The 14,579-nt window shown below is 73.3% G+C and carries 14 protein-coding genes; 2 read left to right on the forward strand and 12 right to left on the reverse strand.

The genetic code is table 11. From position 1 onward, the window contains the following. Positions 1-63: 63 nt before the first annotated feature. From ACW69E_RS22440 to ACW69E_RS22490, 11 genes are all read right to left on the reverse strand, one after another. On the reverse strand, positions 64-2,589 hold the full coding sequence (locus tag ACW69E_RS22440) for an ATP-dependent Clp protease ATP-binding subunit (RefSeq protein WP_457500084.1): 2,526 nt from the start codon (positions 2,587-2,589) through the stop codon (positions 64-66). A gap of 810 nt (positions 2,590-3,399) precedes the next feature. Continuing rightward, on the reverse strand, positions 3,400-3,738 hold the full coding sequence (locus ACW69E_RS22445; protein ID WP_206351981.1) for a histone-like nucleoid-structuring protein Lsr2: 339 nt from the start codon (positions 3,736-3,738) through the stop codon (positions 3,400-3,402). Positions 3,739-3,909: 171 nt separating this feature from the next. Next, a complete protein-coding gene (locus tag ACW69E_RS22450) occupies positions 3,910-4,455 on the reverse strand; it encodes an amino-acid N-acetyltransferase (protein ID WP_206351980.1) in 546 nt (181 codons plus the stop codon). Positions 4,456-4,465: 10 nt separating this feature from the next. After that, complete coding sequence (locus ACW69E_RS22455) at positions 4,466-4,876, reverse strand: BlaI/MecI/CopY family transcriptional regulator (RefSeq protein ID WP_206351983.1); 411 nt, start codon at positions 4,874-4,876, stop codon at positions 4,466-4,468. 146 nt (positions 4,877-5,022) lie between these two features. After that, on the reverse strand, positions 5,023-5,217 hold the full coding sequence (locus ACW69E_RS22460) for a hypothetical protein (RefSeq protein WP_457500085.1): 195 nt from the start codon (positions 5,215-5,217) through the stop codon (positions 5,023-5,025). A 155-nt stretch (positions 5,218-5,372) separates the two neighbouring features. Further along, the gene (locus ACW69E_RS22465) at positions 5,373-6,170 is read right to left on the reverse strand and encodes a type III pantothenate kinase (protein ID WP_206351977.1); all 798 of its coding nucleotides are present in this window, start codon (positions 6,168-6,170) and stop codon (positions 5,373-5,375) included. After that, on the reverse strand, positions 6,170-7,234 hold the full coding sequence (gene nadC, locus ACW69E_RS22470; protein WP_457500086.1) for a carboxylating nicotinate-nucleotide diphosphorylase: 1,065 nt from the start codon (positions 7,232-7,234) through the stop codon (positions 6,170-6,172). Before nadC ends, ACW69E_RS22465 begins: the two co-directional genes overlap by 1 nt. A 175-nt stretch (positions 7,235-7,409) precedes the next feature. Beyond that, entirely contained in the window at positions 7,410-9,113 is a 1,704-nt protein-coding gene (locus ACW69E_RS22475; protein WP_457500139.1) for an L-aspartate oxidase, read from the reverse strand. A gap of 5 nt (positions 9,114-9,118) precedes the next feature. Further along, positions 9,119-10,024 carry a pantoate--beta-alanine ligase gene (panC, locus tag ACW69E_RS22480; RefSeq protein WP_457500087.1) on the reverse strand — a complete coding sequence of 302 codons (906 nt, stop codon included), beginning with the start codon at positions 10,022-10,024 and terminating at the stop codon, positions 9,119-9,121. Between the two features lie 32 nt (positions 10,025-10,056). After that, on the reverse strand, positions 10,057-10,968 hold the full coding sequence (locus ACW69E_RS22485; RefSeq protein ID WP_457500088.1) for a Rossmann-like and DUF2520 domain-containing protein: 912 nt from the start codon (positions 10,966-10,968) through the stop codon (positions 10,057-10,059). Between the two features lie 151 nt (positions 10,969-11,119). Further along, positions 11,120-11,332, reverse strand: a complete 213-nt coding sequence (locus tag ACW69E_RS22490; protein WP_457500089.1) for a hypothetical protein — start codon at positions 11,330-11,332, stop codon at positions 11,120-11,122. 98 nt (positions 11,333-11,430) lie between these two features. Between ACW69E_RS22490 and ACW69E_RS22495 the strand changes: the two genes are divergently transcribed. Together ACW69E_RS22495 and ACW69E_RS22500 are read left to right on the forward strand one after the other, a co-directional pair. After that, positions 11,431-12,540, forward strand: a complete 1,110-nt coding sequence (locus ACW69E_RS22495; RefSeq protein WP_457500090.1) for a DUF5937 family protein — start codon at positions 11,431-11,433, stop codon at positions 12,538-12,540. 66 nt (positions 12,541-12,606) lie between these two features. Further along, a complete protein-coding gene (locus tag ACW69E_RS22500) occupies positions 12,607-13,848 on the forward strand; it encodes a threonine aldolase family protein (protein WP_457500091.1) in 1,242 nt (413 codons plus the stop codon). 23 nt (positions 13,849-13,871) lie between these two features. On the opposite strand, the gene ACW69E_RS22505 is transcribed toward ACW69E_RS22500, so the two are convergent. Beyond that, positions 13,872-14,558 (reverse strand): response regulator, encoded by a 687-nt coding sequence (locus ACW69E_RS22505; protein WP_457500092.1) that lies wholly within the window; start codon positions 14,556-14,558, stop codon positions 13,872-13,874. Between the last annotated feature and the right edge of the window lie 21 nt (positions 14,559-14,579).

A 14,579-nucleotide genomic window follows, 5' to 3' on the forward strand; every position in this document is an offset into this window, starting at 1 on the left:
GGCCCGGACGTCCCCGCGCGCCCGTGTGTCTGCCGTGTGGCCGGCTCGGTGGCGCCGTGTGCCTCAGGCGTCCTTGGAGAGGTTCGGGCCGCCGCCCGCCGCCGACTCCACCGGAGGGGCGTCCGGCAGGGCCGACTTCTCCTCGCCGCGGAAGGTGAACTTCTTCGCCTCGCCCTCGCCCTCGGAGTCGACGACCACGATGTGACCGGGGCGCAGCTCGCCGAAGAGGATCTTCTCCGACAGCACGTCCTCGATCTCCCGCTGGATCGTCCGGCGCAGCGGCCGGGCGCCCAGGACGGGGTCGTAGCCCTTCTTGGCGAGCAGCTTCTTGGCGTCACCGCTGAGCTCGATGCCCATGTCGCGGTCCTTGAGCCGCTCGTCCACCTTGGCGACCATCAGGTCGACGATCCGGATGATGTCTTCCTCGGTGAGCTGGTGGAAGACGACGGTGTCGTCGACACGGTTGAGGAACTCGGGCCGGAAGTGCTGCTTGAGCTCCTCGTTGACCTTGGCCTTCATCCGCTCGTAGCCGGTCTTGACGTCGCCCTGGGCGGCGAAGCCCAGGTTGAAGCCCTTGGAGATGTCCCGGGTGCCGAGGTTGGTCGTCATGATGATGACGGTGTTCTTGAAGTCCACGACCCGGCCCTGGGAGTCGGTCAGGCGACCGTCCTCCAGGATCTGCAGCAGCGAGTTGAAGATGTCCGGGTGGGCCTTCTCGACCTCGTCGAACAGGACGACCGAGAACGGCTTGCGGCGGACCTTCTCGGTGAGCTGGCCGCCCTCCTCGTACCCCACGTAGCCGGGGGGCGAGCCGAAGAGCCGCGAGACGGTGTGCTTCTCGCTGAACTCCGACATGTCGAGGGAGATCAGGGCGTCCTCGTCGCCGAAGAGGAACTCCGCCAGCGTCTTGGACAGCTCGGTCTTACCGACGCCGGACGGGCCGGCGAAGATGAACGAGCCACCGGGGCGCTTGGGGTCCTTCAGACCCGCCCGGGTGCGGCGGATGGCCTGGGAGAGCGCCTTGATGGCGTCCTCCTGCCCGATGACGCGCTTGTGCAGCTCGTCCTCCATGCGCAGCAGGCGCGAGGACTCCTCCTCGGTGAGCTTGAAGACCGGGATGCCCGTGGCCGTGGCCAGGACCTCGGCGATCAGCTCCTCGTCCACCTCGGCGACGACGTCCATGTCGCCGGCCTTCCACTCCTTCTCCCGCTTGGCCTTGGCAGCCAGGAGCTGCTTCTCGGTGTCGCGGAGGGAGGCCGCCTTCTCGAAGTCCTGCGAGTCGATCGCGGACTCCTTCTCCCGGCGCACGTTCGCGATCTTCTCGTCGAACTCGCGCAGGTCCGGCGGTGCGGTCATGCGGCGGATGCGCATCCTGGAGCCGGCCTCGTCGATCAGGTCGATCGCCTTGTCCGGCAGGAAGCGGTCCGAGATGTAGCGGTCGGCGAGCTGCGCGGCGGCCACCAGGGCGGCGTCCGTGATGGACACCCGGTGGTGCGCCTCGTAGCGGTCGCGCAGACCCTTGAGGATCTCGATGGTGTGCGGCAGCGACGGCTCGGCGACCTGGATGGGCTGGAAGCGGCGCTCCAGGGCCGCGTCCTTCTCCAGGTGCTTGCGGTACTCGTCCAGCGTCGTCGCGCCGATGGTCTGGAGTTCCCCGCGGGCCAGCATCGGCTTGAGGATGCTGGCGGCGTCGATCGCGCCCTCGGCGGCGCCCGCACCCACCAGGGTGTGGAGCTCGTCGATGAACAGGATGATGTCGCCGCGGGTGCGGATCTCCTTGAGGACCTTCTTCAGGCGCTCCTCGAAGTCACCGCGGTAGCGGGACCCGGCGACCAGGGCGCCCAGGTCCAGCGTGTACAGGTGCTTGTCCTTGAGCGTCTCGGGCACCTCGCCCTTGACGATGGCCTGGGCCAGGCCCTCGACGACCGCCGTCTTGCCGACGCCGGGCTCGCCGATGAGGACCGGGTTGTTCTTGGTGCGGCGGGACAGCACCTGCATGACCCGCTCGATCTCCTTCTCGCGCCCGATGACCGGGTCGAGCTTGGACTCGCGGGCCGCCTGGGTGAGATTGCGGCCGAACTGGTCCAGCACCAGGGAGGTCGAGGGGGTGCCCTCGGCGGGGCCGCCGGCGGTGGCCGCCTCCTTGCCCCCGGAGTAGCCGGAGAGCAGCTGGATGACCTGCTGCCGCACCCGGTTGAGGTCGGCGCCGAGCTTGACGAGGACCTGGGCGGCGACGCCCTCGCCCTCGCGGATCAGGCCGAGCAGGATGTGCTCGGTGCCGATGTAGTTGTGGCCGAGCTGAAGGGCCTCGCGGAGCGACAGCTCCAGGACCTTCTTGGCACGGGGGGTGAAGGGGATGTGGCCGGACGGGGCCTGCTGGCCCTGGCCGATGATCTCCTCCACCTGCTGGCGGACCGCCTCGAGCGAAATCCCGAGGCTCTCCAGTGCCTTAGCGGCGACACCCTCACCCTCGTGGATCAGGCCCAGGAGGATGTGCTCGGTGCCGATGTAGTTGTGGTTGAGCATCCGGGCTTCTTCCTGAGCCAGGACGACAACCCGCCGCGCGCGGTCGGTGAACCTCTCGAACATCGTTAATCGCTCCTCAGAGCGGTCAGGCAGTAAGGGGTCGGTCCCCTCCCTGTCCTTCCGCAGCTTAGTCCCGCAAGCGGGGACCGCTCATTCCAACTGCCGACACCCGTCCGGATCGCTCCCGCGCTGGCGGGGGAGGAGAGCCCGTTACCTCTCGCCCTCGTCCCGAACAGCCGACAACAGTTCCAACCCGATGGTGCGAGACGATGTTCCCGCAGGCCAGACATATCCGCCCGCTTCCACTACGCCGACGGCGAACGCTCCTGGGCCGCCACGTCCGTCCACCGCTCCATCGCCGGTGCCGCACCCCCGTTCCACGTGGGATTTCTTCACCGACTTCCTACCCCGGGACACTGACAGTCCATGCCGGGCGGGGTGGGTGCATCCGCTACTGGCGAACACTCTTGCGTGGCGCGGCACGCCTTCCCCACCCGCCGGCCGGGCACGCACGGTAGCGGATCACCACTTCGAGTGACCGGCGCGGCAGGCCGGCACGCGGGCCGGTGATCGCGGCCCGGGTGGCGTGTGTGACGCACACGACGCGCACGGGCGCCCCCGGAAGGCGCCCGGCGACCGCCCGGAGGGCGCGGCGCGGTGGCATGACGCGGCGGGCGCGGCGTGGTGGGTACGGCGCGGCGGGACGCGGGCCGGCACCGCCCGGAGCGGGCCGGGCCCGGCCGTACCGGCCGCACACGTCCCCGGGAGGCCGCTGCACGGCTGCGGCCTCCCGGACGGGGCGTAAGGGCCTCCCGCCGGTCCGGTGGGCGCGGCGGCGACGGGGTACCGCCACGCGCGGCTCGCCCGCGCGGCTCAGGCGTTCGCCTTCTCGTAGGCCTCGCGGATGTTGGCGGGGACACGGCCGCGGTCGTTGACCTCGTAGCCGTTCTCCTTCGCCCAGGCGCGGATCTTCGCGGTGTCCTGGCTTCCGCCGCCGCCGCCGGCGGACGGACGGGACTTGCCACGAGCCGAACGGCCACCGGTGCGACGGCCGTTCTTGACGTAAGGCTCCAGCAGACCGCGGAGCTTGTCCGCGTTGGCGGTGGTGAGGTCGATCTCGTAGGTCTTGCCGTCGAGAGCGAACGTCACGGTCTCGTCGGCCTCACCGCCGTCGATGTCGTCGACAAGAAGGACCTGAACCTTCTGCGCCACCGGTTACTCCCATTCGTCGTGTGTGGTCAGCCACCGAAAACCGATTACTGATACTGACGGTGAAAGCAAACCGCTTTTCCCGGGAAAACACAAACCCTCCGGGAACATTGCCGAGCCGGTCCGGCCGGATTGGAGGGATCTTTCGGACATAGGGCGCACGGAGCGAGTGCCTCATAGGTGCAGCAGCATGCGCGTGTTGCCCAGGGTGTTGGGTTTCACTCGTTCGAGACCCAGGAACTCGGCTACACCTTCGTCATAGGAACGCAGCAGCTCGCTGTAGACATCCCCGTCCACCGGCGTCTCGCCGATCTCGGTGAAGCCGTGCCGGGCGAAGAAGTCCACTTCGAAGGTGAGGCAGAAAATGCGCCGGACTCCCAGCCAGCGCGCGGTCTGCAGCAACTTCTCCAGCACCAGGTGACCCACTCCCGTGCCCCTGAGCGCGGGATCGACCGCGAGCGTGCGCACCTCGGCCAGGTCCTCCCACATCACGTGGAGGGCCCCGCAGGCGACGACCTCGCCGTCGTGGTCGCGTTCGGCGACCCAGAACTCCTGGATGTCCTCGTAAAGCGTCACCGTCGCTTTGTCGAGGAGGATGCGGTCGCGCGCGTAGGCGTCGATGAGACGGCGCACGGTGCGCACATCACTGGTTCTCGCCCTGCGGACGGTGACCTCGCTTACGGGGTTCGCGGGGCTTACGCGGCTTACGGCTTCTGGCATGCCGGGGACGCTATCGTTCCGGAGAACCCCGCCCCCCGGCGGGGGCGCCGGGGCGCGTGTCGTCGAGATGCGCGACACGCAAGGCGTCCCGCAGCGCTTCGGTCTGTTCCGGCGACATCATCCCGAAGAAGGCCACCAGTGCGGCCGCGGGGTTGTCGCTCGCCGCCCAGGCCTCGTTCATGAGTGCCGCGGAGTAGGCGGCCCGGGTGGAGACGGCTTCATATCGATAGGCCCGCCCCTCGCGCTCTCGCCGCAGCCATCCCTTCTCCCGCAGGTTGTCCATTACGGTCATGACCGTGGTGTAGGCGATCGGCCGTTCACGCCGTAGGTCGTCGAGCACTTCTCTCACCGTGACCGGGCGGTTCCACTGCCATACCCGCGTCATCACCGCGTCTTCCAGCTCTCCCAGTGGCCGAGGCACACCAAGAACGATAGCCGCATTTGAACGGCATTGAGCACTTTGTTTTGGCCGGGCGGTAAACAAAGAGGAGCGCACACCGGGGAGGTGGGCCTCCCGGTGTGCGCTCCCGCGCCGTCGCGGCATCCGCCGCCCGGCGGTACGCGGCACTAGCTCCTGGGCGCGCCGTCCGCCGGCGACGCGGCGCGCGCGGCCTCGGCCTCGGCCTGCGCCAGGGCCCTGTCCACCGCGGCGTCCTCCTTGGACTTGTTGGCACCGCCCTGGCTCTTGACGATCGTCACGATGAGAGCGGTGAAGGCCACGGCCATCACCACGGACGGGGTGAGTGCGGCGACGTACTCCATGCCGGATCAGCCTCCTTGGATACCGGACCTCCAGCGTACCGGCGGCTCCCCCGGGCCCTCGCGAGGCCCCGGGGCGCGGCCGTGCGCGCCGGGAGAGCGGGAGCCCGCACCTCAGGCCGGGAGCGCCCGGCGGCACGCCGGGGACGGGCCTGTGCTCATCCCCGTGCCATGTTCCGCTCGTAGACCAGGCGCAGCCCGATCAGCGTCAGCCACGGCTCGTGCTCGTCGATCCCCGCGGCCTCGCCCAGCACCATCGGGGCCAGGCCCCCGGTGGCGATGACGGTCACGTCGTCCGGGTCGTCGGCCAGTTCGCGGGCCATCCGCTCCACCACACCGTCCACCTGTCCGGCGAAGCCGTAGAGGATGCCGGACTGCATCGCCTCGACGGTGTTCTTGCCGATGACGCTGCGCGGCCTGGCCAGCTCGATCTTGCGCAGCTGCGCACCGCGCACACCGAGCGCCTCCACCGAGATCTCGATGCCCGGTGCGATGGCGCCGCCGGTGTACTCGCCCCGGGCGGAGACCGCGTCGAAGGTGGTGGCGGTGCCGAAGTCCACGACGACGCACGGCCCGCCGTACAGCTCCACCGCGGCCACCGCGTTGATGATCCGGTCCGCGCCGACCTCCTTGGGGTTGTCCGTGACGACCGGCATCCCGGTCTTCACACCCGGCTCCACGAGGACGGAGGGGATGTCGCCGTAGTGGCGGCGCGTCACCTCGCGCAGCTCGTGCAGGACGGAGGGGACGGTGGAGCAGATGGCGATGCCGTCGATGCCGTCGCCCAGGTCCTCGCCGAGCAGCGGGTGCATGCCCATCAGCCCCTGGAGGAGGACGGCCCACTCGTCGGCGGTGCGGCGGGCCTCGGTGGAGATCCGCCAGTGCTCGACGATCTCGTCGCCGTCGAAGAGGCCGAGGACGGTGTGGGTGTTGCCGACGTCGATCGTGAGCAGCATCAGTCGCGCTCCTGTCCGCCCGCACCGCCGCGGGTCTCGTCACGCAGGTCAAGGCCGATGTCGAGGATCGGGGAGGAGTGGGTGAGCGCTCCGACCGCCAGGTAGTCCACGCCGGTGTCCGCGTACGCGCGGGCGTTCGCCAGGGTGAGGCGGCCGGAGGACTCCAGCTTCGCCCGGCCGGCGACCAGCGCGACCGCCTCGGCCGTCCGCTCGGGGGTGAAGTTGTCCAGCAGGATCAGGTCGGCGCCCTCGGCGAGGACGGGCTCGATCTGGTCCAGCCGGTCCACCTCCACCTCGATCGGCACGCCGGGGAACTCCTCGCGCACCCGCTTGAACGCCTCGGCCACCCCGCCCGCGGCGATCACGTGGTTGTCCTTGATCAGCGCGGCGTCCGACAGCGACATCCGGTGGTTGACCCCGCCGCCGCAGCGCACCGCGTACTTCTCCAGGGCGCGCAGCCCCGGAGTGGTCTTGCGGGTGTCGCGGACGGCCGCGCCGGTGCCCTGGAGCACGTCGGCCCAGGCGCGGGTGGCGGTGGCGACACCGGACAGCCGGCACAGGATGTTGAGCGCGCTGCGCTCACCGGTGAGCAGGTCGCGGGTGCGGGCACGCACCGACAGCAGCCGCTGTCCCGCCTCGACGCGGTCGCCGTCCTCGACGTGCCGCTCGACCTCGAACTCCTCGGTGCAGACCACCGACAGCACCGCCTCGGCGATCCGCAGCCCCGCGACGGTGCCCGCCTCCCGGGCGGTGAAGTCGGCGGTGGCGACGGCGTCCTCGGGGATGGTCGCGACGGTGGTGACGTCCACGCCCTGGTCGAGGTCCTCCTCGATCGCCATGTGCGCGATGTCCTCGACCTGCACCGGGTCCAGGCCGGCGTCCGCGAGCAGCGCGGCCAGGTCCGGGTCCAGACCGCACTCCAGCGGGTCCAGGTCGGGTCCGTCGTCCGCGCCGCCGCAGCCGCAGGCGTCGCCGCAGCCCCCGCCGGTGCCGTTCACCGCCTCGCCGGGACGGCCGAAACCGATCTGGAGCAGCGGAAGTTCGTCGGGCGTGGGGCTGGTCACTGCATCTCCTTGTGAGCTTCTCCGCCCACGCGGCACAGCGCAGGCTCTGTGATGACATGCGGCCCGGTGGCCGCGTGCGCGACGCGCACCGCCTTCTCGTGAGCTTCTCCGCCCACACGGCACGAAGGCGCGGCTCCGCCCGTCGTCCGCGGCCCGGTGGCCGCGTGCGCGACGCTCACGGGGTCCCCCCGTCCATGACCGGGGGAAACGCCGTCGAGTCGGTCGTACGGACGACGAGTTCGGAGCCCTCCACCGTGGGGCGCAGGGCGACGACCAGATGTCGGCGCCAGGTCTCGTCGTCCCGTTCGGGGTGGTCCTCGCGCCAGTGGCAGCCGCGGGTCTCGGTACGGCGCAGGGCGGCGGCGACCAGGACACCGGCGACGAGGTGGAGGTTGGCCGCCTCCCAGGTCTCGACCCCGGGCTCGGCCGGCTTGCCGGCCCTGCCCCCGGCCTCGCCCGGGGCCAGGGCCGCCAGCTCCCGCGCGGCCCGCGCCAGGCTGTCCGCGGAGCGCAGCACCCCGGCCCCGGCGGTCATGGTGCGCTGGAGCGCGTACCGCGCCTCGGCCGGCGGCAGCGCAACGGTCCGCGTGTCCGCCGGGTCGCCGGGTTCGGCGGGCACCGGGACGCGCGCGGGGGTGCGGGCGATGTCGGCGGCGATCCGCTCGGCGAAGACCAGGCCCTCCAGCAGGGAGTTGGAGGCCAGCCGGTTGGCGCCGTGCACACCCGTGCAGGCGACCTCGCCGCACGCGTACAGGCCGGGCACGGTGGTGCGGCCCGCCAGGTCGGTGCGCACCCCGCCGGAGGCGTAGTGCGCGGCGGGCGCGACCGGGACCGGCTCGGTGACCGGGTCGATGCCGTGGGCGCGGCAGGCGGCGAGGATGGTGGGGAACCGCTCGCTCCACATCCGTGCGCCGAAGTGCCGGGCGTCCAGGTACATGTGGTCGGCGCCCCGCTCGCGCATCCGCCGCATGATGCCCTTGGCGACGATGTCGCGCGGGGCCAGCTCGGCCAGTTCGTGCCGCCCGGCCATGAAGCGCTCACCGTCGGCGTCGACGAGGTACGCGCCCTCGCCGCGCACGGCCTCCGACACCAGCGGCTGCTGGCCCTCGCTGTCCGGGCCCAGGTAGAGCACGGTCGGGTGGAACTGGACGAACTCCAGATCGGAGACCTCCGCGCCCGCCCGCAGCGCCAGGGCTACGCCGTCGCCGGTGGAGACCGGCGGGTTGGTGGTGGCGGAGAACACCTGGCCCATTCCGCCGGTGGCCAGCACCACCGCCGGGGCGTGGACGGCGCCCACCCCGTCGTGCCGCCCCTCGCCCATCACATGGAGGGAGACGCCCGCGGCGTGCCCGCCGGCGTCCTTGAGCAGGTCCAGGACGAGGGCGTTCTCCACCGTCTCTATCCCGGCGTCGCGTACGGCCGCCACCAGGGCGCGGGATATCTCCGCGCCGGTCGCGTCGCCGCCCGCGTGGGCGATGCGGCGGCGGTGGTGGCCGCCCTCGCGGGTCAGGGCGATCTCGCCGGTCTCGGCGGAGGTGTCGAACCGCGCCCCGGCGCCGATCAGCCGCCGTACCGCGTCCGGTCCCTCGGTGACCAGGGTGCGCACCGCCTCCTCGTCGCACAGGCCCGCGCCGGCGACCAGGGTGTCGTCCAGGTGCTGGCCCGGGGTGTCGCCCTCGCCGAGCGCGGCGGCGATCCCGCCCTGCGCCCAGCGCGTGGAGCCGGCGTCCAGCCGGGCCTTGGTGACGATCACCGTCTTCCGGCCGGAGGCCGCGCAGCGCAGGGCGGCGGTCAGGCCGGCCACCCCGGAGCCGACCACCACCACGTCCGCCGCGATGGCCCAGCCGGAGCGCGGCGCGTCCAGCCGCAGGCCTGTCATCCCGTTCACCGAACCCCTCCGGGGCGTCCGAGGCGCAGCCGGACGTTGTCGATCAGTCGTGTGGTGCCCACCCGCGCCGCCACCGCGAGCACGGCCTCGCCCTCGTACGCGCCGGGCTCGGCCGGGACCTCCGTGAAGTGGTCCGGGTCCACCAGCGCCAGGTAGTCCAGCTCCAGCGGAGGCCGTGCCCGCCCGGCCTGCGCCAGTACGGCCTCGGCGGCCTGACGTACCTCGCGCGGGCCCGCCCCGCCCGCGGCCACCGCGTCGCGTCCGGCGAACAGGGCGCGCGAGAGGGCCAGAGCGGTGGTGCGCTCGGCGTCCGACAGGTAGCGGTTGCGGCTGGAGAGGGCCAGCCCGTCGGGTTCGCGCACGGTGGGCACGCCCTCGATCTCCACGGGGAAGTTCAGGTCGCGGACCATCCGGGTGATCAGGGCGAGCTGCTGGGCGTCCTTCTCCCCGTAGAGCGCCAGGTCGGGGGCGGTGAGGTGGAGCAGTTTGGCGACGACGGTGAGCATCCCGTCGAAGTGGCCGGGGCGGCTGGCGCCCTCCAGGCGCTCGCCCATCGGGCCCGCGCCGATCCTCACCTCCGGCTCCCCGCCGGGGTAGACCTCCTCCACCGGCGGCGCGAAGACGGCGTCGGCGCCCGCGCCCGCGGCCACCACGACGTCCGCGTCCAGGGTGCGCGGGTAGCGGTCCAGGTCCTCGCCCGCGCCGAACTGCAGCGGGTTGACGAAGACGGTGACCACAACCTGCCCCTCGGGCCCGGCCTTCTCGCGGGCGGCGCGGACCAGGACCGCGTGGCCCTCGTGCAGGGCGCCCATCGTCATCACCACCGCCCGCCGTCCCCGGCGCTGCAGGGCGCGCAGCTCGGCGGCGGTGCGCAGGACGGGCACGGGCGTGGGTGCGGGCACGGCTGGGCTCCTGTGGTCGGCGGTCGGTCCGGTCACCGGGTGTCCCCGTCGGAGAGGACCTCCAGCAGGTCCTCGGCCAGTTCCGGCCTGAGCAGTCCGCCGGCCAGGGCCCGGTCGGCGGTGGTGCGGGCCATCGCGAGGTAGCCCGCCACCGTCTGCGGGGCGTGGCGGCGCAGCTCGGTGATGTGGGCGGCGACCGTGCCGGCGTCGCCCCGGGCGACCGGGCCGGTCAGCGCGGCGTCGCCGGAGCGCAGGGCGTTGTCCAGGGCCGCGCCGAGCAGCGGGCCGAGCATCCGGTCGGGCGCACAGACCCCGGCGGTGCGCAGCAGCTCCATGGCCTGGGCGACCAGGGTGACCAGGTGGTTGGCGCCGAGGGCCAGGGCCGCGTGGTAGAGCGGGCGGGCCTCCTCGGCGACCCACTCGGGCTCCCCTCCCATCTCGATGACCAGCGCCTCGGCGGCCAGCCGCAGCTCCTCGGGCGCGGTGACGCCGAAGGAGCAGCCCGCCAGCCGCTGTACGTCCACAGGAGTGCCGGTGAAGGTCATCACCGGGTGCAGAGCCAGCGGCAGGGCCCCGGCACGGGTGGCGGGGGCGAGGACGGCGGTGCCGTAGCGGCCCGAGGCGTGCGCCAGGAGCTGGCCGGGGCGTACGGCGCCGGTCTCGGCCAGGCCCGCGGCCAGGCCGGGCAGGGCGTCGTCGGGGACGGTGAGCAGGACGAGGTCGGCGCGGGCCAGGACCTCGGCGGGCTCCACCAGCGGCACCCCCGGCAGCAGGGCCTCGGCCCGGCGGCGGGAGGCGTCGGAGACGCCGGAGGCGGCCACCGGGCGGTGCCCGGCCAGGGCGAGGGCCGCGGCCAGGGCGGGGCCGACGCGGCCCGCGCCGACGACGCCGACGGTCAGGCGCGCGGGACGGTCCCCGGCGGCGCCGGAGGGGGGTTGGTTCACGTGGTTTCGGCCTTCCGTTCCAGTCCGCAGGACCCGGTACCGGACGATTACCGCCATGCTACGCGGACTCGCCGGTTTCCCGTTCCGCCCGCCCGCGGGGCGGGACGGGGCGAGACGGGGCGGCCCCCGGGCCCGCCGGCCGGCGGCCGGTTCAGCAGGGCTCGCGCCTGCGCCGGGCCGGCAGCGCCCGGCGCAGGCGCGCAAGGAGCGGTACGGCGGGGCGGCGGACGGCCCGGGCGTCCAGGAGCGCGTCCCGGAACTCCCGGGCGGCGCGCGGGTCGGCCAGGCCGGGCAGGGGCGGCGGCTCCTGCCCCTGCGCGGCGGCGCGGTACTGGGCGAGTGCGTACTCGGTGTGGAGGCTCATGCCCTCACGCTGCGCCCGTCCGCGGCCGCCGGGCACGCGGATTGACCCCGGCCGTCAATCGACGGCCCGGGGCCGCCGCCGGAGGGCAGGATGACCGCATGAGCGTGGTCATCGACATCACCGGCCTGCCCGACGAGCACTTCGTCTTCTCCCCCTCCCCGCTGGCGGAGCTCAGCGCCGCCCTGCACGCCCTCTCCGAGCCCTCGCACCACCCCTGGCTGCACGGCTGGACGACCACGACGCTCGCCGGGCTGGAGCCGGACCTCGCCGGGCGGCTCTCCGAGGCGGACATCCTGTGGCGCTCCACCCGCTCCGACATCCTGCTGCCCAGCCGCCCCCGGCCCGGCGCCACGCTCGCCGAGGAGCTGGACCACGTCGACGCGATGGACGACGAGCGGTACGTCCGGGCCGCGCTGGAGATCAACTGCTCCGCCGACTACAGCGAGGGCGGGCCTTCCCCACTGGTCGACGAGGAGGCCCGCCGGCGGGCCCTGGAGCGGGCCGCCGCGCGCGGGCCGGGACAGCTCGACTTCGTACGGCACCTGCTCGCGGACCCGCCCGCCGTGCGGATCTGGATACGGCGGCTGCTGGAGGACTGCGACCGGGCGTTCTTCGCCGACACCTGGCAGCGGGTGCGCGGGCAGCTCGCCGCCGACGCCCGGCACAAGACGGACCTGCTGCGGCGCAGGGGGCCGGCCGAGGCGCTGGCCGCCGCGTCCCCCGCGATCGCCGTGGAGGAGGACGGCGGCGGGCGGCGCCTGGTCGTCGACAAGCTGGCGCAGAGCCGGACGACGGCCGTGGATCCGGCGGTCGGGCCGGGGGTGACCCTGGTGCCCACCGCCTTCGGCCGGCCCCATCTGGTGGTGCTGCACGCCCCCGGCTGGCGGCCGGTGATCGAGTACCCGGTCGCCTCGCGCGAGCTGCGCGCGGGCCCGGACTCGGTGGAGGTGATGGAGCGCCGGCTGGAGGCCCTGGCCCACCCGGTGCGGGTCCGGCTGTGCCGCAGTCTGGCCCGCGCCCCGTACACCACGGGCGAGCTGGCGAGCGGGCTGGGGATCACCGCTCCGGAGGTCTCCCGGCACCTGAAGGTGCTGCGGAACGCGGGCCTGCTGACGACGCGCCGGCACGGGCGGTACGTGCAGCACCGTCTGGACGTCACCGTCGTGGCGCGGCTGGGCAGCGACTTCCTGGAGGCGGTGCTGCGCTGAAGTCCCCGCCAAACCGGTGGGGAAAAGACCGGCGCCGGACCCGCGCGGTGCGGGATCATCGGGGGCATGACAGCCGATGAGGGAACCGGGGAAGCAGGGGAAGCGCGCGGGGACTTCGAAGCCGAGTCCGCCGGGATTGCCGTGGAAGCCGAGTCCGCCGTGGACGCCGATGCCGAGCGGGCCCGCAGGCTCGCGGCGTGGACCGCGGCGCGGCGGAAGCTGTCCGACGGCCCGGTGGATGGGACGATCGCCGGCCGGCTGGCCCGGCTCGCGCAGGAGGGCGCCGAGGTCTTCGACCTGGACGGCAGCCCCGACATCTACGGCGACGGGATCGTCGCCCGCCTGGAGGAGCGCACCGCCGCCGTGCTGGGTCATGAGGCCGCCGCGTTCTTCCCCACCGGCACCATGGCCCAGCAGGTCGCCCTGCGCTGCTGGGCGGGCCGCACCGGCAACCCGGTCGTCGCCCTGCACCCGATGGCACACCCCGAGCGCCACGAGCGGGGCGCGCTGGGGCTGCTGAGCGGGCTGAGCACCGTGCACCCCACCACCGAGCCGCGCCCGCCCACCGCCGGGGAGGTGCGGGAGCTGGAGGAGCCCTTCGGCACGCTGATGCTCGAACTCCCGCTGCGGGAAGCCGGTTTCGTGCTGCCCACCTGGGACGAGCTGGTGGCGGTGACCGAGGCCGCGCGGGAGCGGGACGCGGTGGTGCACTTCGACGGAGCGCGACTGTGGCAGTGCGCCGCGCACTTCGGGCGTACGCTCCCGGAGATCGCCGCCCTGGCCGACAGCGTGTACGTCTCCTTCTACAAGTCCCTGGGCGGCCTCTCGGGCGCCGCCCTGGCCGGTCCCGCCGACTTCGTGGCGCAGACGCGCGCCTGGCGGCACCGCTACGGCGGGCAGCTCTTCCAGCAGTGGCCCGCCGCGCTGTCCGCCCTGGTGGGACTGGATAGGGAGCTGCCCCGGCTGCCGGGGTACGTCGCACAGGCCAAGATGGTCGCGGCGGCGCTGCGGGAGGGGCTGGCGGAGGCCGGGGTGCCGTGGTTCCGGGTCCATCCGGCCGAGCCGCACACCCACCAGTTCCAGGTGTGGCTGCCGTACGGCGCCGACGGGCTGACGGAGGCGGGGGTACGGCAGGCGGAGGAGGAGGGGACGGTGCTGTTCCGCGTCTGGGAGGCGCCGGGTACGCCCGGCCCGCCCGGAACGGCCGTGGCCGAGGTGACGGTGAGCGCTCCGGGGCTGCGCTGGGGGCCGCGGGACGTGCGCGACGCTCTGTACGGCTTCCTCGCCCGCGTCCCGGAACGGGGCTGATCCCCGAATGAGGCCCCGGCCGCTCAGGCGCCCTTGCCGCCCGCCCGCACCAGCCCCGTCTCGTACGCCAGCACCACCGCCTGCACCCGGTCGCGCAGCTCCAGCTTGGTGAGGATGCGGCCCACGTGCGTCTTGACGGTGGCCTCCGAGAGGACCAGGCGCCGGGCGATCTCGCCGTTCGACAGCCCCTGGGCGACCAGCAGCAGCACCTCGTGCTCGCGGTCCGTCAGCCGCTCCAGCTCCTTGGGTGCGGAGCGGTCGGCGGCGGCGGGCAGCAGGGAGGCGAAGCGGTCGAGAAGGCGGCGGGTGGTGGAGGGGGCGACCACCGCGTCGCCGCTGTGGACGGCGCGGATCGCGGCCAGCAGCTCGCCCGGCGGCACGTCCTTGAGCAGGAACCCCCCGGCTCCGGCCCGCAGGGCGGAGAAGGCGTACTCGTCGAGGTCGAAGGTGGTCAGGATCAGCACCCGGGGGCTGCCGGGCCCGCCCTCGCCCCCCTCGCAGATGCGGCGGGTGGCCTCGACCCCGTCGAGGCGGGGCATCCGCACGTCCATCAGCACCACGTCCACGGCCGTGGCACGGAGCCTGTCCAGCGCCTCGGCGCCGTCCCCGGCCTCGGCGACGACCTCCATGTCCGGCTGTGCGTCCAGCACCATGCGGAAGCCGGTGCGCAGCAGCGCCTGGTCGTCGACGAGCATCACACGGACGGTCATGGTCTCCCCTGAGGCGGTTTC

This window comes from Streptomyces sp. SS8 (assembly GCF_054072955.1).